Origin of the sequence: Pseudoalteromonas sp. NC201, from assembly GCF_002850255.1 — a bacterium.
Taxonomy (GTDB): domain Bacteria; phylum Pseudomonadota; class Gammaproteobacteria; order Enterobacterales; family Alteromonadaceae; genus Pseudoalteromonas.
In genome coordinates this window covers 1,130,984-1,149,659 of sequence record NZ_CP022522.1, presented here as the reverse complement: position 1 = coordinate 1,149,659, position 18,676 = coordinate 1,130,984, and the positions used below count along the sequence as shown (strand labels likewise).

18 protein-coding genes are annotated in these 18,676 nt (G+C 43.4%); 10 read left to right on the top strand and 8 right to left on the bottom strand.

The genetic code is table 11. The annotated features are described in order from the left end of the window. Window positions 1-49: 49 nt before the first annotated feature. The 3 genes from PNC201_RS04730 (at window position 50) to PNC201_RS04720 (ending at window position 2,780) form a co-directional block, all read left to right on the top strand. On the top strand, window positions 50-883 hold the full coding sequence (locus tag PNC201_RS04730) for a DUF2306 domain-containing protein (protein ID WP_102056337.1): 834 nt from the start codon (window positions 50-52) through the stop codon (window positions 881-883). 30 nt (window positions 884-913) lie between these two features. Next, window positions 914-1,483, top strand: coding sequence for a hypothetical protein (locus PNC201_RS04725; RefSeq protein WP_102056336.1), 570 nt, complete (start codon window positions 914-916; stop codon window positions 1,481-1,483). Between the two features lie 121 nt (window positions 1,484-1,604). Next, window positions 1,605-2,780, top strand: a complete 1,176-nt coding sequence (locus PNC201_RS04720; RefSeq protein WP_102056335.1) for an alpha/beta hydrolase-fold protein — start codon at window positions 1,605-1,607, stop codon at window positions 2,778-2,780. Here the strand turns inward: PNC201_RS04720 and PNC201_RS04715 are convergent. Further along, complete coding sequence (locus tag PNC201_RS04715; RefSeq protein ID WP_102056334.1) at window positions 2,772-3,638, bottom strand: alpha/beta hydrolase; 867 nt, start codon at window positions 3,636-3,638, stop codon at window positions 2,772-2,774. The genes PNC201_RS04720 and PNC201_RS04715 overlap by 9 nt on opposite strands. A 407-nt stretch (window positions 3,639-4,045) precedes the next feature. On the opposite strand from PNC201_RS04715, the gene PNC201_RS04710 reads away from it, so the two are divergent. Next, the gene (locus PNC201_RS04710) at window positions 4,046-4,786 is read left to right on the top strand and encodes a hypothetical protein (RefSeq protein WP_102056333.1); all 741 of its coding nucleotides are present in this window, start codon (window positions 4,046-4,048) and stop codon (window positions 4,784-4,786) included. Window positions 4,787-4,981: 195 nt separating this feature from the next. Further along, window positions 4,982-6,757: a sulfatase-like hydrolase/transferase gene (locus tag PNC201_RS04705; protein WP_102056332.1), complete on the top strand. Its 1,776-nt coding sequence runs from the start codon at window positions 4,982-4,984 to the stop codon at window positions 6,755-6,757. A 50-nt stretch (window positions 6,758-6,807) separates the two neighbouring features. Here PNC201_RS04705 and PNC201_RS04700 read toward each other — a convergent pair whose 3' ends face one another. The 5 genes from PNC201_RS04700 to PNC201_RS04675 all read right to left on the bottom strand — a co-directional run bounded on the left by PNC201_RS04700 (window position 6,808) and on the right by PNC201_RS04675 (window position 10,595). Further along, on the bottom strand, window positions 6,808-7,710 hold the full coding sequence (locus PNC201_RS04700) for a DUF808 domain-containing protein (RefSeq protein WP_102056331.1): 903 nt from the start codon (window positions 7,708-7,710) through the stop codon (window positions 6,808-6,810). 428 nt (window positions 7,711-8,138) lie between these two features. Beyond that, window positions 8,139-9,074, bottom strand: a complete 936-nt coding sequence (locus tag PNC201_RS04690; protein ID WP_102056330.1) for an endonuclease/exonuclease/phosphatase family protein — start codon at window positions 9,072-9,074, stop codon at window positions 8,139-8,141. Window positions 9,075-9,086: 12 nt separating this feature from the next. Next, the gene (locus tag PNC201_RS04685; protein ID WP_102056329.1) at window positions 9,087-9,725 is read right to left on the bottom strand and encodes a DUF1826 domain-containing protein; all 639 of its coding nucleotides are present in this window, start codon (window positions 9,723-9,725) and stop codon (window positions 9,087-9,089) included. A 23-nt stretch (window positions 9,726-9,748) separates the two neighbouring features. Continuing rightward, window positions 9,749-10,126, bottom strand: a complete 378-nt coding sequence (locus PNC201_RS04680) for a MerC domain-containing protein (RefSeq protein WP_102056328.1) — start codon at window positions 10,124-10,126, stop codon at window positions 9,749-9,751. A 310-nt stretch (window positions 10,127-10,436) separates the two neighbouring features. After that, on the bottom strand, window positions 10,437-10,595 hold the full coding sequence (locus tag PNC201_RS04675) for a hypothetical protein (protein ID WP_227387324.1): 159 nt from the start codon (window positions 10,593-10,595) through the stop codon (window positions 10,437-10,439). Between the two features lie 330 nt (window positions 10,596-10,925). Between PNC201_RS04675 and PNC201_RS04670 the strand changes: the two genes are divergently transcribed. Then, window positions 10,926-11,897, top strand: a complete 972-nt coding sequence (locus tag PNC201_RS04670) for a transposase (RefSeq protein WP_102056327.1) — start codon at window positions 10,926-10,928, stop codon at window positions 11,895-11,897. Between the two features lie 280 nt (window positions 11,898-12,177). On the opposite strand, the gene PNC201_RS04665 is transcribed toward PNC201_RS04670, so the two are convergent. Continuing rightward, window positions 12,178-12,642: a hypothetical protein gene (locus tag PNC201_RS04665; protein WP_102056326.1), complete on the bottom strand. Its 465-nt coding sequence runs from the start codon at window positions 12,640-12,642 to the stop codon at window positions 12,178-12,180. A 169-nt stretch (window positions 12,643-12,811) separates the two neighbouring features. Here PNC201_RS04665 and PNC201_RS04660 point away from each other — a divergent pair, with 169 nt between their 5' ends. Beyond that, window positions 12,812-13,843, top strand: coding sequence for an IS110 family transposase (locus tag PNC201_RS04660; protein WP_102056325.1), 1,032 nt, complete (start codon window positions 12,812-12,814; stop codon window positions 13,841-13,843). 432 nt (window positions 13,844-14,275) lie between these two features. Here PNC201_RS04660 and PNC201_RS04655 read toward each other — a convergent pair whose 3' ends face one another. Next, a complete protein-coding gene (locus PNC201_RS04655; protein WP_102056324.1) occupies window positions 14,276-14,455 on the bottom strand; it encodes a hypothetical protein in 180 nt (59 codons plus the stop codon). A gap of 354 nt (window positions 14,456-14,809) precedes the next feature. On the opposite strand from PNC201_RS04655, the gene PNC201_RS04650 reads away from it, so the two are divergent. The 3 genes from PNC201_RS04650 (at window position 14,810) to dbpA (ending at window position 18,622) form a co-directional block, all read left to right on the top strand. Continuing rightward, the gene (locus PNC201_RS04650; protein WP_102056323.1) at window positions 14,810-16,231 is read left to right on the top strand and encodes a DEAD/DEAH box helicase; all 1,422 of its coding nucleotides are present in this window, start codon (window positions 14,810-14,812) and stop codon (window positions 16,229-16,231) included. A gap of 94 nt (window positions 16,232-16,325) precedes the next feature. After that, window positions 16,326-17,135, top strand: a complete 810-nt coding sequence (locus tag PNC201_RS04645; protein ID WP_102056322.1) for a fascin domain-containing protein — start codon at window positions 16,326-16,328, stop codon at window positions 17,133-17,135. Window positions 17,136-17,233: 98 nt separating this feature from the next. Next, window positions 17,234-18,622 (top strand): ATP-dependent RNA helicase DbpA, encoded by a 1,389-nt coding sequence (gene dbpA / locus PNC201_RS04640; RefSeq protein WP_102056321.1) that lies wholly within the window; start codon window positions 17,234-17,236, stop codon window positions 18,620-18,622. Window positions 18,623-18,676 lie beyond the last annotated feature (54 nt).

Genomic DNA, 18,676 nt, shown 5'->3' with positions numbered 1-18,676 from the left:
ACCTTGTCATTTTATATACCAAGTTTATTGATTTATAAGGATAAGTATTTTGTCTTCCCTCAATCTGACCAAAACAACAGGGGTTTTCTTTAGTCCCTTTAGTGTATTGAATGGTGCCGCAAAGAGCTGGGTGTGTGTCGCACTGCTCGGGCAATGGATGTTTGCTGTTTATATCTTAGGCCTATATGCCATCCCGCTTATCGTGGGACTCACAGAGCAAAGTGCAGCGGTTTCACCGGCGAGTGGACACACAAAAGATGCCAAGGTGTTTTTTAGCCATGTTTTACCCGCTGTGATTTTAGCCACCAACGGTTTATTACAGCTTATTCCTGCGGTGCGAAAACGCTTTCCACGCTTTCATCGCTACAACGGACGCGTATTTTTTATTCTCGGTATTTCGGGCGCACTCACAGGGTTATATCTCACTTGGGTAACCAGTCTTAGGCTAAGCGATGTTGGTGCCATTGGGATAACATTCAACGGTATATTAATTCCCATTGCGATATTTTTTGCTTGGCGCGCTGCCATACAAAAAAATATCGCCGCACATCAACGTTATGCCGCACATAGTTTTTTCTTGGTTAATGGGGTGTGGACGTTTCGTCTTTATTTGTTTGGTTGGTACATGGTCAATCAAGGCTTCAATGGCAATACCGCAACCTTAGATGGCCCTGTCGATATATTTATTTCGTTTGCCTGCTATCTGCTACCAATGGTACTCGCAGAGCTCTACTTTTGGGCAAAACGCCAAACCAACGTCAGCGCACCGGTTTGGATAATCGCGGTGATGATGAGCCTAGGTTTTGTGATCACCGCGATTGGTGTCTGCGCGGCCGCTGTCATGATGTGGTGGCCACGCATTTCAGCCGTCTTTTTTAGTTAAATTACAGTTTAATCAGTTAGGAGTAGAAACATGCTTTCAGTCAAAGCGAACAAAATCAACAAAGGCCTAATTACATCGGCAATCTTGCTCGTGATACTAACGCTGATGTGGCAACATTTAAATGGCGGAATAGTGAGTCACCACTTACTTCACAGAGCTGATTTTCCAGCAGTATCTAACGCATGGGGCATTATCATAATTCCCGTATTAGCTTGGCTTACTGCACTGCGGCTACATAAAGCAATTGGCACAGAGCGCATTAAAAAAACAGCACCCGTGGTTATTCCTACTGAGTTTTTGGTCGCATTCTTTGTGATGTTACTCTTTAGCTTGTTGCAATCAGCCCTTTGGGAGTTCGGTTATCAAAGCCTCACCATGTATACAGCCTTAGGACTTTTGATAGCTGGATTATTTTATCCAATCTACCGCGCAGAATGCATATTGGGACACGTGGTCGGTGCTAGTTTTACCTTTGGTTATGCTATTCCACTGATCGGCATTTTAGTGATGGCAATAGTTTCAGTGTTTTCTCTTTTTTGCTTAAAACCTATCTTTTCTAAATTACTTAAGAAGACACAAACACCAATGAGAATGGAGTAATAGTGACCTTGCAAAGCTCAAGACAACACAAATAATTCCTAGGCGCTGCTATATAACTCGTTCCTTGTCGTTTTGACTCGTGTTAAATTAGTGATGATTTTTAAGCAAGGAACGAGCGGTTATGCAAGCTAGGTTAGTTACTCACATTGTTATCGTGGCTATTTTTACGTTGCTGTCAATTGGTAGCGCTATTGCTAATAAATCAGTAGATTCGAACTCGACACTGCAGCTTTCATCCGCTTATTTTTCGCAAAAAAGAACGGTTCATATCGTCCTGCCACCAAGCTATGAGCAAGGCAATACAGGCTATCCAGTGTTATATCTAACTGATGGCCAGAGCAATCTTGAACATACCGCTTCAGCGGCTCGCTTCTTGGCACAACAACATAAAATACCGGAACTTATCATTGTTGCCATCGAAACCAACGAACACCGCACTCGAGATCTGACCCCGTCTTATCGCAAAGGTAGCCTTGCGGTACTGGGACATTTTGCAGGTCCAACACGGCAGCAAAATCCGGGCGGTGCAGAAATGCTACTGCAATTTATCGACAAAGAACTCATCCCTTACGTAGACAAGCATTATCGCACATCAGGCTATCGCGCGTTAGCAGGACACTCATTCGGTGGGCTGTTTGCAACCTATGCGCTACTTGAAAAACCCGATTTATTTAATGGTGTGATGTTGGCAAGTCCAAGCCTTTGGTGGGATAAAGAGCGATTATTAAATGACTTACTGGCAAAAGCGTTAATCAACAAGTGTATCTACATCAGCATGGCTGACGAAAGCGCAATCATAACGCAGCCATTTCAACGTCTTAATGATGCTTGGCGAAAGCCAAATGGAATTGACTTCAAAGCGCAGCACTTTAGCGGCGAATCCCATATGAGCGTCGTCTACCCAAGCTATTATCATGGTCTGCAGCACCTCTTTAACCATTATCAGCCATCCTTGAAGGTAGCGGCCGCGGGTGTCACTCAGCTGGAAAATCATGTTGCCATCGCTAAATCGCTATACGGACTCAAGACTTACCCCTACGACGCACTGACTTCACTCGGGTATGGCGCCCTATTCGAACGTAACTTCACTGCGGCCATCAACCTGTTCAGCTTTGTGAGCCAGCACAACTCAGCGTCCCTCAATGCACTGCAGCAATTGGCCATGGCTTATCACCAAAAAGGAGATAAGCCATCACTATTAAAGACCTACCAAGCCATGCTTAAGCTTGAAGGGCTAAGTGAAAGTGAACAAAAACATTTGCTCTCTGAAATCAAAGCATTGCAACACTTACATTAACTGATTTTTTCTAAAGTGATGATACTCACTCAAGGCAAGTGGCACGGAAACCACTGGATTTTGTGAATGCCCCGCGCCCTCGCTAATGCTGTGTCCCCAACGCACATTGGCAGGCGCATGCTGTTCAAGTGCCTCTAATAAACCGCGAAATGACCCCGTAATGATGTCATTCTCAGCACCGCCTATGGAGAGGTAAATATACTTAGGTTTGCCTTGAATATTGGCTAGGCTTTTTGCGAATTCTTTTACGACAACCGAGTCGTCATACCACGCAGCAGGACTAAAAGCAAAGTAGCCATCAAAAAGCGCAGGTTTAGTCACCATGGTGTAAAGTACAAAACTTCCACCAGCAGAGAACCCACTTAACACACGGTTGTCGTTAATTGAGTAGTTAGCTTCTAAATAGGGTAACAGCTCGCTTTCAACAAATTGCAAAAAACGATCTGCACGACCAAAAATGGCAGGCTCATTGTCACTCTCTGGACGAGCCTCAATCGCAACATCTTGTCGAGCATAAGGCGGTACTAAGTCGCGGTTGCGGGTCTCAGTCCAAAATTGATTGGGAATAGACACTAAAATGGCATCTTCTACCCTACCTTGTTCGGCAAGGCTGCTTAGTACCTCATCCCACCGCGCGAGATTAAAGTTGCCGTCGGTGCGAATAATGAGTGGATAACTATGTGCTTTGTCATATCCTTTTGGGAGGCGAATAAAGACCTTTCGATCTTCATTAAGCACTTGTGAAGACAACACTACATCAACATAATCTGAAGTGTAATAAGACTGATACTGGATAAACTTCCAACCAGCAGCGACGATTGCAATTAAACCTAAAAGAGAAAATAGATATCGCTTCATAAAACTTCCTGTCATTGTTTTTATTATTTCGTACTTTTGAATACAGTTTACTTCATCCTACTGTATATTTTTTTTAGAAACTAAATCGCAACCGCTATAATATCAAGCAGCTAAACATAACATACTGAAAACACTGAAACTTACTTCACAATTCAATGTAACATTATGTTTTAAAAATAAATTATCGCTGTAATGTGGTGTAATGGATAAAATTAGAATCTACCCTACCCTTACGCTGCGCAACAAATTTGCAACCAATCAAGCTCATTTTTTTTACTTGCGCAAATCATGTATCTGCATCAGCAGTACAGCCAGATACTTCTTACACCATTTGAACAATATCTTGTCGCTGCCGTGAGGTTCCCAATTAGATAATGCAAATGGTATCTTTTGACATGGAGTTCACGATGATGAAAATCTTAGTATCTGCCATTGTATTGGCAACCACAATGTCGAGTTTCAATTCGCTCGCTGCGCCTGAATCTTATGGCGTGCTTTTTTTAGACCGCAGTAGTTCAATGAACACGTTGCGCCCAGATGGACAAAGCCGATGTTCATTCTCAAAGCAACAGGCAGTGCAAAAAGTATCAAAGTTCTTTTTAGATGCCATAATTAATGGCCAACAGTTAAATGTGAAAACGTTTGCTAGTGGCGGTCAAATTCAATCTCTAACTAACGGGTTTGTCGGTTTCAATGCGGCAATGATGGCACTCTATCAACTAGATCCAGAAGGGTGCTCGGGGCTAACTGCACTTGCACAAGCTATGTGTGATGGCGCTGATGAGTTAAGAGCAAATTACTCAACGGAAGCCGCTAATGGCGCACTGCTAAGAGTGTATGGTTCTACTGATGGCGGCGAAAATGACAGTCCAGTCTCTAGCTGTGGCGGCTCAAATTGGCAAACAAGCGTAACCTCTAAATACCTGTTTGAGCTACCACCAGTGCAATTCAATGCCACAATCTATACAGGCACAGTGCAAAATATTCTGGCTAATAAAGATAAGATGTATGTATTAGATGTTTCATCTGCATCTCAGTCGGTATCTAGTACCCCTACATTTCAGTTTCTTAAACAGCTGAGTATTGACACCGGCGGTACTTACGAAGAGATCAGCGACTCAGATGGCGGCGACCCAGGCGATTGGTAACTCACCAAATACCAAAGCATATAAAAAGGCCGATAAGGCCTTTTTTCTATTCGCCGTTGAGAAAATACAGAATGTTGTTTTTACACATTATTTAAAATAAAAAAACAATTAAATTACACAAAACGCAAATACCTAAGGATCTTCAACTACACTCTCCGTGGGCATTTGCCCTGTGCAAGTTAAAAGGAGATTGTAATGAAGATTAATGGCAAACAACCGAATTTTCTAATCATTACCACCGATGAAGAGCGTTTCCCTCCGCCTTACGAAAATTCACAAGCAAAAGAGTATCGACTCAAGCACAGTGCGTGCATGGCAGAAATGCGCCGCTGTGGCATGGAATTCATGAATCATAATGCAGCAGCGACGGCATGCGCACCAAGTAGAACATCCATTTACACGGGACAATATCCATCCCTACACGGCGTGAGCCAAACACCAGGAATTGGCAAGTCGTCATTTGATCAAAACATGTTCTGGCTGGCTCCCAACACTGTGCCAACCATGGGCTCTTGGTTTCGCGAAGCGGGTTATCAAACCTATTATCGTGGTAAGTGGCACCTCTCCGATGAGGATATTACCGTGCCGGGAAGTCAGCAAGCGCTGTATAGTAACTCTGAAACTGGAGAGCCTTACCCAGCAAAACAAGCTCTCTATGAGCGCGCAGAGCGTCTAGATAAGTTTGGCTTTAGTCAATGGATAGGTCCTGAACCTCATGGCGCTGCAGAGAACAATTCAGGTACGTCTCGAGATCCGGGATTTGCCAATCAAGTTTGTGAAACCCTTAAACAACTTGAAGAAAAGGCACAAAACGGCGACCAAACACCATTTTTACTGGTTTCTTCATTCGTAAACCCTCATGACATTGTATTAATGGGACAAAAAGATTGGTTTTCCAACTTTTATGCCGAAAAAGAAGCCGGTAACCTTCCAAGTGTTGCGCCAGCCCCAAGCCAAACTGAAAGCTTAATGGACAAGCCTAGATGCCAAAAAGACTATCAGCTTATGTACCCGCATATGTATCTACCACAGCCACCAGATGAAACCTATAGACAGTTTTATTACTATCTTATCGCAGAAGTGAACAAGCATATAGAACAGGTATTTAACGCGTTAAAGCAGTCATCTTTTTATGAAAATACTATTGTCATTTTTACCTCAGATCATGGTGAGCTACTGGGTGCTCACGGCGGTCTACATCAAAAATGGTACACCGCGTATCAAGAAGTATTAAACGTGCCGTTTATTATTTCTAATCCTGTGCTTTTCAATCAACCTAAGCAGCTTGATATCACCACATCGCACATCGACTTACTGCCTACCCTGCTTGGTCTAGCGGATATAGATATTGAGCAAACTCGTACTCAACTTGCTAAAGATCACAGTGAGGCACAGCCACTCGTTGGCAGAAACCTAGCCAACGTCATTTTAGGTGAAGCGTCGCCCAAAGAAGAAGCCATTTACTTTATGACCGATGACAACATCGAAGTTGGCAGTGATATGACGAATATGCTTACCGGTAAAGCTTACAATAGTATTATCCAACCGAACCATATTGAAGCCGTAATAACGCAACTCCCGGATATCAGCGGTGACACGAAATGGAAGTTTGTGCGTTATTTTGATAACGCTAGATTCTATGAGCAAGACCCGAACCAAGTTTATCTTGGTGGTAACGATGAGCCTACCAAGCAAGCGTCTGTGAGTAATGTCGTTGGCGTCGGCAACCCAGACGGAATAACAACCACTCAGTTCATTCCCAGTGAATACGAGTGTTATAACTTGAGTGAAGATCCGACGGAAGAAAACAACCTGTTAAGCCCGTTTTGCGAAACGCCATTGGATGCGCGGATTTTAAAAGCGCTACAATTTACGCTACGAGAGCAGCGTAAAGCCAAACGTTTATTACCACAAAACCTCAATGAAGCACCGCAAAAGCCAGTCAACCAGCAAGTGCCGATTAGAAGGTAATCGAAAAGCTCTGCAAGTAGCCCTGAAATATACGGCCTACTTGCGATTATTTATGCTTTTTTAAACACTGCCAGCAACTGACTCAGCACCGCCGCGATAATGACACCAATCACCGCACCCAATCCAAGCTTGGCGATAATACTCAAAAGCCAGCTCACTGCAGGGATCAGCTTTTCAATAGCGTGAACAATTTCTTCAAGTAAGTGGAACTGGTGAGCCAAAATATCAACGCCAACTAAAAGCATTGCCAGCACACCAGCGACTGACAAAAACTTCATCAGACCGTTAGCAAAATAAAGCAGCCCCTTACCCACCCCACGTTTTATCGCCGCAAGTGTAGTCTTAGTTGCGTCCTTAATCATGGCTAAACCAATATCATCAAGCTTAACAATCAGGGCCACAATTCCGTAAACCCCGATTGTCAGCGCAAGTCCAATTAACGAAAGGACTATTGCTTGCTTTTCAAAAGGCTGATCAGCAATCGCCCCCAGCGCAATAATGATAATTTCCGCCGACAGAACAAAGTCGGTAACAATAGCGCCCTTGATTTTGTCTTTTTCAAACTCGACTAAGTCAACACGCTCATCCTCAAGCGCTTTGACAAACTCATCGGTTTCTTGCTGTTGCTCCTGACGGTGAAAAATAGCGTGGAGAATTTTTTCGCCGCCCTCAAACAGCAAGTACAGTGCCCCTAAAATTAGCATAATGGGGATCATAAACGGCGCAAAGTAACTGCAAGCCAAAGCAACAGGCACTAAAATAAACTTGTTCAGCAAGGAGCCTTTAAACACTTTCCATACGACTGCAAGTTCCCGATCTGGTTTGATCCCGCCCGATAGTTGCTCTGCGTTGACGGCAAGATCGTCTCCTAACACCGGAGCGGTTTTCGTTGCGGCTAATTTTGTTAGCGCAGCGACATCATCGAGCAAGGCAAGTAAGTTTGCGGATGGCATAGCACACTCCTTTCGTTTAAGTTATTCATTAAGTGCGGTTGTCAAATAGCTGCTTATGTTAGCAACAGGCCCTAATACACAATATTTTTATCATAGGCCAAACATGATATTGCAGGCATGACCGCTTCAAGACAACTTAAATGTTGTTTTAATTCTCTCGGCTCGGTAATTTTTTATACCGGATCCAAGGGATCAAAGGGATCAAAGGGATCAAAGGCGTAGTGTCGCCCTGCTATGCCGTTAGATAAGCCTCATACCCTTTTATCCAATCACAACAACAGAAGCCGTTAGCAAAAGCAAATAAGGTCTAATTTCAACACTAAAGTTGCCATTAAAGATGCTGCTTTTTTTGTTGATTAGACCTTGATAATATTTGCACGGCAGCGGTTGGCTATATGCGCTCCCTTTTAGTACAACTAGCAACAGTCTTAACGCACGCTAATTGACACCGAAATAGCGCAGTGATCGCTGAGCATTTTCTCTTCAGACATATCCGCAAAAAAGTGTACGCTGGGGGCGAATTTTACCGTGTTTGCAAGTTTGTTGCTCAGTAATATATGGTCAATCGGCACAGGGTAACGAGGGTGACAACCTGTCAGCGTCTTAGTTGCATTTATCAAAGGTGTAGAGGCGTTATTTTGGTGCTTGGTTAACTGCTGCCAAAATTGATTGTCGCCATGGCTTAAACGATGATTAAAGTCGCCCAACACAATGGTGTTGCTATTTGCGTGTTTCTTCAACCAGGACTTGAGTACTGGTAATTGCTCTGCCAGCAATCGACAGGCTTTTTTATCCGATGTCGAGTAGTTATCAACAAAACAGCCGCTTTTAAGATGGACATTAAGCAGTGAAAGCTCACCAAACTGAGTATCTAAGGTCACAACTAGACCATGTCTTAGCCCTTCAACATCCACGCTAAGTTCGCTCACGTTATCCACTTTGCTTGAGGCAAGGCTATTTTTAATTGCAAAAGCGGTTTTCTGCTGTGTAGAGACGTTGCCACTTCCTCTACAGTCGTACGTCGCGCTATCAGCTCTACTTGAAATCAGTAATTGCCACTCACTACTTGGAAAGACCTGCTCTAATGCTTTAACCGATGCGACTTCTTGCAGCGCAATAACATCTGCATTAAGCCCTTTTGCATAATCGCGCAGTGCGCTTATCTCCTGCTCATCACGAGGCCTACACCCTGTGTTCGATGGATATGCTAAATGCTCCATGTTCCAAGTCGCGATTTTAAGCGGAGCGACGGTTGCTTGGCCACTTACCGCGGAGGTACCGATATTTGTAGGCTCTGACTGGCATCCCAAAAGCGAGAGGCTAAAAATAGCGCTAAATACAAATGCAGTTAATTTTGTTGTCATAATAAATCCAGTCTATGCGATAAAATCTAATGTCAGTAGCAATCGTCTTTCCCCTGTTACTACTGCTGGTGAGCGATGCACTAAGCCACGGCCTTCATTGCCTTCCCAACGCTCACCTTTTAATAATGCCACATCCCCACAGGCAAGCTGTATTGCATCAGCTTCAGGAGAAATAGTCAGTTTGTTGCCATCCCTTGATACATGCTGGTTTCTAAGCCACTCGCTGCCAGCGCCTGCGAGTGTAGTCACCAGTCGTACTGGCACTTTATCAACATGAAATTTCGGGCACATTGCAGTCTCGAGCATTTTTAACCGTAAACCAACGACGCGAAGTTCAAATAAGCAGCTAAACATATCTACTATTTCAATAATATGCGCCACCATCGCATCACTAAAATTCAAACGCTTTAACGACTCACTGACTTCGCAAGTGATCTTGCTAGTCGCAATTTGTAGCGCTAACTCTAGCTCTTTTGCTGTTTCTAAGTAGCGGCCAAACTCTGCTTTTAAAGCAGATGATAATGCATGTTGCCAAATCACAATATTGGTGTTGGGCTCATAAATTTTGGTTAACACGGTGGCATGTTCTGACTGCTGATGATGCACTGAGTCCACGTCAAGCAAGGGTTCTATAGGCATAAGGCTATTCATAGTAACTCCAAATAGGGTTTTATTTAGTGAAAATTGCGACGCAGCGCATAGTTTCGAAGATGAGCGTAGGTGATGAGCATAGAGCCAAGCACTGTGAACAAGGTTTCTCCGCGTTGTTCACCTAAAATAGTTGCTAGCACCAAGAATGTGCAGCCTACTAACCCCATGCCCACAACAAGACCTGACTTATGCCGCAAATAGCCAAATCCAAGGGCCAATACGCTAATGGGTAGCACGGCTATGAGTAACCATTCGTGAAAAGCTTCATCAGAAAGCGTTAATAACCCCGCTAAGGGAGGAAGTACAAATAATAACAAAGGTAATATTAAGCAATGGACTAAGCACAACATAGATAACCCAATTGCTGCTTTGTCTCCAAGCGACTGTACTTTTACGTTCACGCTTTCTCCTTTGTCATGCTCGCCCACAATTGATACAATATAACATACCAGTCAAAAAAGAGTAAAACGTTAAAAGCCATACTACAAAAGAGTGTTCGATACAAAGCCCAACATATAAAAGTGACGTATATTTAAAGCACTCAGAGAGTCAATCTCTACTTGTCGTGATTTTTCTGTGTTGTAGCAAGTACACGCAAAGGCACTTTGGAAGGTGTTTGATAAAATAGGAATGCACTGAATTACAATTCATAAGTTTGAGATTCAGAACAAACCTATGAATTGATGAGTAATTGCCAACTATGGAGCAAGGTTACGCGTTACACCCCATAGTTTCACACTCTGGATACGCAGATGGACAGTGCGTTGTCCCACAAAAATAAAAGTCTGTATAACCTCGATTATAACCACCAGCAATTTGCAAAGTGACATTTTTAACAACGTGGCTATTGTCTTTATTGAGTACTTTCATGTTCCTTTTCTTAAGGCTTAGTTTCATTTTATTTCCTTGATAATCATTGTTTAAAGTTTCCAAACCGGAAACTTACTAATGGCTATACTGGCAGCGGAGAAACAAAAAATCAATATATAAAACATTTATTAAACACATTAATAACGTGATATCCAAGCCTAAACAATGCTGTAATGTGGCAAGCGCTAAAAGCCCCATGTATGAGCACTTTTGACTCCCTATGAATTAAATAGCAGTAATTAAATAGCTGACACCCATCACTAATTTGCACCTTCCTAAAATTCCGCCTAAGCTTAAATTCTGCACTCAAAGGATTGAGGAAACCAAACTATGGCAACTGCCCGTAAAAAACAAATTAGTTTAACCGACACCAAATATTATCACTGTATCTCCCGTTGCGTGAGGCGCGCCTTTCTGTGCGGTGAAGATAAATTTACTGGCAAATCATACGAACACCGCCGTGATTGGGTTGAAGAAAAGCTCCTGATGCTGGGCTCCGTGTTTTGTATTGATATTTGTGCTTATGCCGTGATGAGTAATCACACCCACATTGTTTTATATGTTGATGATAAAAAGGCTAAGCGCCTGTCTGATGAAGCAATTGTTATTCGATGGCACAAGTTGTTTAAAGGCAATTGGGTAAGCCAAAAATTTACTGAAGGTGAACCACTCAATGAATCGGAACAATTGATATTCGATGAGCATGTCGCCAAGTACAGGGAAAGGCTCGCAGATATTAGCTGGTTTATGCGAGTGCTTAACGAAGACATCGCCCGCCGAGCAAATAAAGAAGATAATTGTACAGGCCGATTCTGGGAAGGACGATTCAAATCCCAAGCATTACTGGATGAGGCAGCACTGGCTGCTTGTCTCGCTTACGTAGACTTAAACCCAATTAGAGCCAAAATCGCTGCAACGCCTGAGACCTCAGACTACACCAGCATCAAAAAGCGCATCGACCACGCTAAACGGGGTAATCAACCAAAAAGTCTACTACGTTTTGCTGGCAGCCCACGAAAACATATGCCTAAAGGCCTGCCCTTTGAACTCAAGTCCTATATTGAATTAGTTGAGCTCACGGGCAAATGCATTCGGGTCGATAAACGCGGTTATATAAACGAAGCACAAGTCATTCTCACTCGATTAAATATAGAACCGGAGAACTGGATAAAACTCACCACGCAATTTTCACAGGTATTCCACGGTGCAGTTGGTCGAGAGCGGACAATAACCGCTTACTGTGAAACACTGCAAAAAAGACGGCGGACAAACCTAACAAACTGCGAGCGTTTGTTGGCTTAGCAGAGCAAGCTTTTCAACTCTAGAATTTCTTACTGTTGTATTTAAAGCGCCTTGTCGTGCGCGATAAACCTGTTTTGTTGAATAGATACGCCTGAGCGCTAAAAATTAGCCTATCTATAAACGTTTTTGACCAAAGTGGTTGAAGTATTTTTTATACTTTTTTACTTCACTTCCTCAGCTTGGATATTAATAGTGATGGATGTCACTTATTTCTTTTATCTATTTATTAGCTTTCATTGGCCAACTCAATTTGACCACTATTTTTAACCTCAGATGCAGCCTAAATTTGATAAGTCTTTAACTGGCTTTTTAAAGCCTTCAACTTTGCTTCTAGATCACCGTAGATATCCGCATCCTCATTAAAAAAAATAGTGTTACGCGTTAAATAGTCCACCGCGCCTTTGGATTGCTTCACGAGTTCTGAGCTAGCAATAGAGTTTGAATCCAGCTTCTCTTTGAGAAGGGATGCAAAACAGCTCGCTACCTCAGAAGCGTCGAATGGTTCATGATCTGTGTTCATTAGGAAGTCAATGAAGAAGTAAAAGTCCTTATTAAATAACACATTAGGCATAACTCTTAGTTCATTTGCCCTTTCAATTACGCTGCGAGAAAATGCTGCTGAAATAGACTCGTTAGACTGGTTAAAAAACGTATTTTTGGCATAAGCTAAATCGGGATCACAGCCATAACCTGAAAGCTGCTCTTGCCAGATACTTTCGATTGATTGTGTTTCTGTATTATTCATAAAACCTCTTAATAAAAAGAGTAGAAAGCCTACTCCTGCAGCAATTGATAATTAAGGCTAGTCAAACATGCAGCCGATTTATAGTGATGGGTGATGAGATGGACGCTCCCAAATCGGCGTCAATGCGCCAAACTGATAGTTGCAAACACAGTTATTAGGAGAGTCCATCATGAATAACGTTAGCACGCTTTCAATTGATCTAGCAAAAAATGTATTCCAACTTTTATCGTTTGATAAGCAAGGTAATAAATGTTTTTCCAGAAGGTTAGATAGAGCAAAGCTCTTGCAAACATTGACCCAATTACCTGCTTGTAATGTTGTTATGGAATCATGCTCAACGTCTCATTATTGGGGGCGGTACTGCTTACAAGCTGGGCACCAAGTTCAGCTTATCCCTGCGCAACATGTTACCCCTTTTGTCCGTGGCAATAAAAACGATAAAAATGATTGTATGGCGATTTATGAAGCGAGCCTTCGACCTAACATTCGCTTTGTTCCTGTAAAAACAGAGCATCAACAAGCAATCCTAGCACTACATCGCTATCGGGAACGGCTCATACATAATCGAACCGCCTGCATCAACCAAACATGTGGTTTGTTACTTGAATTTGGCATCGTCATCAAGAAGAGCTTAAAGTCTTTTCGTGCAACCATTGCTGATCTGCTCAACCGTAATTTACATGGAGCTTTAAATCTACTCCTCAGAGACGTTTATGAAGAAATGCAAAAGTTAGACGCCAATATTAAAAATGTAGAGGCACAATTTAAGCAGTTTAATGAACAGAGCCAAGCTGCTCAAATTATCCAATCCATCCCCGGAATTGGGATTATCAACGCATCGGCATTGAGTGCCACAATAGATAAAGGGCAAGCATTTTCTAATAAAAAGGAGTTGGCTGTGTGGCTTGGGATCACACCACGTCAATATGCTTCGGGTGAAACCAATAAGATGGGAGGGATCACCAAACGAGGTGATCGTTATCTAAGAAAACAACTCATTCATGGTGCCCGTACAGTGGTCAATCATGCGCACAAAAAGCAGGATGATTTAAACAAATGGATCAACGCATTGGTAGAACGTCGCGGTAAAAATAAAGCGGTGGTGGCCACGGCCCACCGATTGGCTCGCTTAATGTGGATATTGCTACAAAGAAATGAACCTTATAAAGCCCAATATACACAAAGTGAGGCGCAATCATGACTCAAATTATGGCTATCAAGGAGTCCGGTCGTGACAAGGGCCTCGAGCCCGAGTGGGTGTTTATGAGCCCTTGATAGCCATATTCTCATTGCTGTAAACATAACGATGAACAAAAGGTCAAACCTACCTAGTTAAACCCGTTATAGGCAAGGCATTCAATGCCGCGTGGGTGTATTCTACTTTTTGGGTGGCTAGGTTCGAAACTCATTAGGGGCGCTGAAAGTCAGTTAAGCCCGAATATATGTCAGAGCAGCACCTTATTTAGGGTGACTCAAAGTGACTGTTTATCAATACATACAAATAGTAAATGAGAGATAAATAAAAGAAGCAACAAGGCTGTTAACACAACCTTGTTGGATGAGTATTACTTGACAGCAGCTGAGCGTCCATATATGTCATTGATTTTTTCTTAATTGATTTTTTCTTATTGATTTATTCTTTCTTGTTTTCTGTTTTTGATGCAAATAGTAGTGGGTGCCACTTGTTTTTACTTTCACTTTTTTTTACTTGTTTTTTGCTTTGGCTATTAAACTTGAGTTTATTGCCTTTCAGCTGCGCTACTTGGAAAATGTTTTTTGCCAAGTCGATAGCAATTAAATTAGACTGTGTCATGTATGGACTCCTTATTTGGTAAAAGTGTTTTGCAATATCTTTATACCGTACTCTCCCGATAAGGGGGAGGAGTCCATACATCTCCTAAGTTAATCCAGTTTGCCAAATTAGTGACTCAGATACAGAGCAAACTGGTCGTGAATAACTAATGCCATCAATAGACCTCTAGTACGAACGTTTCCTTTCACTTATTTTGATTGTAATCCTGATGTTTACATTCTGCTTTTAACGCTATGCCTTGTTATCTACCCGCCTATCGTTATTTAACCTGAGGCTATTTAACAACACGGCGAAATTGCTTAAGCGGAGTAAATACTGTACTCTTGCCCGCCGCCCAATACAGAGTACAAAATCATGAGCTTTAGCCACCTAGGTTTAGCCCCAGAAATAAATCAAGCCGTTGTCGAACAAGGTTACGACAAACCGACTCCCATTCAAGAACAAGCCATTCCTGCCATTTTAGAAGGTAGAGACGTGATGGCTGCAGCGCAAACGGGAACGGGCAAAACAGCGGGCTTTACATTACCTTTGTTGCAAAAGCTGATTGCCGGTACTAAACCACGTGCGAATAATGTACGCGCGTTAATTCTAACACCAACCAGAGAGCTTGCTGACCAAGTATGGCAAAGTGTTGCGCTTTACAGTAAACACCTGCCTATCAGCTCTGAAGTCGTTTACGGCGGTGTGAAGATCAATCCGCAAATGATGAAGCTGCGTAAAGGCATTGATGTTTTAGTGGCAACACCTGGGCGATTACTCGACCTTTACCAGCAGAATGCTGTCAAATTTGATGACCTTGAAGTACTGGTATTGGATGAAGCCGACCGTATGCTAGATATGGGCTTTATTCACGATATCAAACGCATCATCAAAGTATTGCCAAGCCGCAGACAAAACTTGATGTTCTCTGCAACATTCTCTGAAGAGATTAGAGCCTTGGCGAAAGGGCTAATTCATGATCCGGTAGAGATTTCTGTGGCACCAGCAAACAGCACCGCAAAAAGCGTGACTCAGTGGGTGTACCCGGTAGACAAAAGTAAACGCACCAACTTACTCAAGCATTTAGTGCAAACGCATAATTGGCAACAAGTGTTGGTATTCACCCGCACAAAACACGGTGCCAACCGCTTGGTAAAGGATCTAGAAAAAGACAAGATCAATGCCGCAGCAATCCATGGTAATAAAAGCCAAAGCGCTCGCATGAAAGCCCTTGCTGGCTTTAAAAATGGTGAAGTGCGTGTACTTGTTGCCACTGATATTGTAGCAAGGGGCTTGGATATTCAAGAGCTGCCTCATGTCGTGAACTTTGACCTGCCAAATGTTTACGAAGATTATGTTCACCGTATCGGCAGAACAGGCCGCGCTGGTGCGACAGGTGAAGCTATCTCGTTTGTTACCCAAGAGACCGCAAGCGACTTATTTGGCATTGAACGATTAATTCAACAGCTGGTGCCACGTAAAGTGGAGCCAGGGTTTGAGCCGCAACTTGCCGTACCTGAGTCAAAATTAGATACACGCCCAATCAAGCCGAAAAAGCCAAAGAAACCTAAAAAGCCAAAGGCGACAGACGCTGAGCAAACACCTTCCGCTCAGCCGAAAAACAAACCTAAGCAAAATTCAGGTCCTCGCAACAATAAGCCAAGTAGCAACGGTAAACCTGCTGGTAATAACAATGGCAACCGTAGACGCCGTCCATCATCGTCTGCAAACAAGCCAAAGAGCCAACACGCTGGAGAAAAGCGTACACCACGTCAGAAGCCCACTTCTGGCAATTAATGGTGTAAGCAGGTGTAATAGCATTTGCAACTCCTTCTCCTAAGCTAAAAGGGCTGTTAATCGTAACAGCTTTTTTAGTCAAAGGAGCTAGACAATGAATATCTTGAAATTGATACTGTTCACATTGTTTGGTAGTACATTTTTAGCGCACGCTGGTACGCAATATGTGACCCAAGCTGCGAGCAATATCACAGAAACCTCCGCTCAATTAAACGGCTATTCCGCCTCTACTATTGGTTTAAGTGGAGAAACGTTTGATTATGGCCCAACTACTAATTACGGCTACAGCGTACTCGCAACACCGGGTGGTGTGAATGGCCCGGTTAGCGCACAAATAGCGAACCTAGATTGCGGCAGCGAATATCATTTTCGTTTTCGAGGAGATCCAAAGCCACCTCGCACCACCATTCAAGGGGAAGACTTAACCTTCACTACAGCCCCATGTGGCCCGACGATTTTTACTAATGTGTCGTTTGAAACCGGCGGACAATACTACTTCGTTGCAGAAAACAATGGCGGTAATACAGTAAACGCCAATCGTATTGCGATTGGCCCTTGGGAGCGGTTTAATCTTATCGATGTCAACGGCGGTAACCTGTTTGATGGCGACACCGTCCACATTCAAACAGCCACTGGCTATTACTTTGTTGCAGAGCAAGGTGGTGGCGCTGAGTTAAATGCCAATCGAACGGTGGCTTCTATTTGGGAAACCTTCACGATTGAGTTGCCGAATAACCCCGGTGCTTTGATCCAAAATGGCGATAAAGTGGCGCTTAAGTCAATCAATGGTCACTATATCCAAGCCGCAGGTAATGGTGGCGCGGGAGCCAATGTGCATCCTACCGTCATAGGCTGTAATGCCACTTATCCCTGTTCATGGGAAATGTTTAAGATTATTTTTTAACGCACTTGGCCGTGGTAAAAATTTTATCACGGCCTTACACGCGCTATCCGTTCGAGCCATGTTATAATTGCTGTTTTAGAACTACAGAGACAGCGACTTTGACTCAGCCACTTTTTTCAAGTACCTCACTTTCCAGCGCCTTACTCGATAACCTCGCGTCATTGGGGTATCACACCATGACTGACATTCAAGCACAAACCTTACCGCTTATCTTGGCGGGTAAAGATGTCATTGGCCAAGGTAAAACGGGCTCAGGTAAAACCGCCGCTTTCTCTTTAGGACTATTACATAATTTAAACGTGAAACGCTTTCGCGTGCAGGCGCTTGTGGTATGCCCAACTCGAGAGCTTGCCGATCAGGTTGCGGCTGAAATTCGCAAGCTTGCCCGTGCAGTTCATAACATCAAAGTGTTAGCGCTGTGCGGTGGTGCACCTATGGGTCCACAAATTGGCTCTCTTGAACACGGTGCGCACATCATTGTGGGTACGCCAGGGCGTATTGAAGAGCACCTCCGCAAAGGCCGTTTGTCGCTAGATGAAGTGAATACCTTTGTACTGGATGAAGCGGATCGCATGTTAGAGATGGGTTTTGAAGAGTCGCTGCAGTGCATCATAGATCACTGTCCTACAGCACGCCAAAACCTGTTATTTAGTGCAACTTTCCCGCCAAAAATAGAGCAGCTCGCGCAGCACATCATGAAAGGTGCAGCCAAAGTCACGGTTGAAGCAACGCATGATGATAGCTCAATTGAACAGTACTTCTATGAAGTCGACAACAACGATGCGAGATTGCCTGCGGTACAAAAGCTGTTAATGCAATTTCAACCAAGCTCAGCGGTTATCTTCTGCAATACCAAGGTAGAATGCCAGAACGTATGCGACAGCCTATATAGCCTAGGTTTTGATGCAGCAGCACTTCACGGTGACTTAGAGCAAAAAGACCGTGACCGCACATTGGTTCGTTTTGCGAATAAGAGCGTGACCATTTTGTTGGCAACGGATGTCGCAGCCCGGGGTATCGACGTCGACCACGTAGATATGGTGATCAACTACCATATCGCCCATGACCCAGAAGTGCATGTTCACCGCGTTGGCAGAACCGGACGTGCAGGCAATAAAGGCGTGGCATGCTCTTTAATGAGTTATAAAGAATCGCATAAAGTAAATGCCCTCGAAGACTATTTAGGTAAGACAATTGAGCCCAATACCCTGCCAAGCGACCAAGTGTTAAATAACAAAATTAACCGAGCGCCGATGGTAACCATTCAAATCGACGGCGGTAAGAAAGCGAAATTAAGACCGGGTGATATCTTAGGTGCACTGACCTCAAATCAAGCGTTAAAAGGTGATCAAATCGGCAAAATCAAAGTCACTGCGATGTCTTCATACGTTGCGGTTGAGCGTAGTATTGCCAACGTGGCGCTTAAAACAATCTCAGAAGGAAAAATGAAAGGCCGAAATTTTAGAGCTCGCAAAGTAACAAAGTAACAGGTCACTCTCCCCTCGCCCTAAGGTGGTCAACTTTTCCCTGACCACCACGTC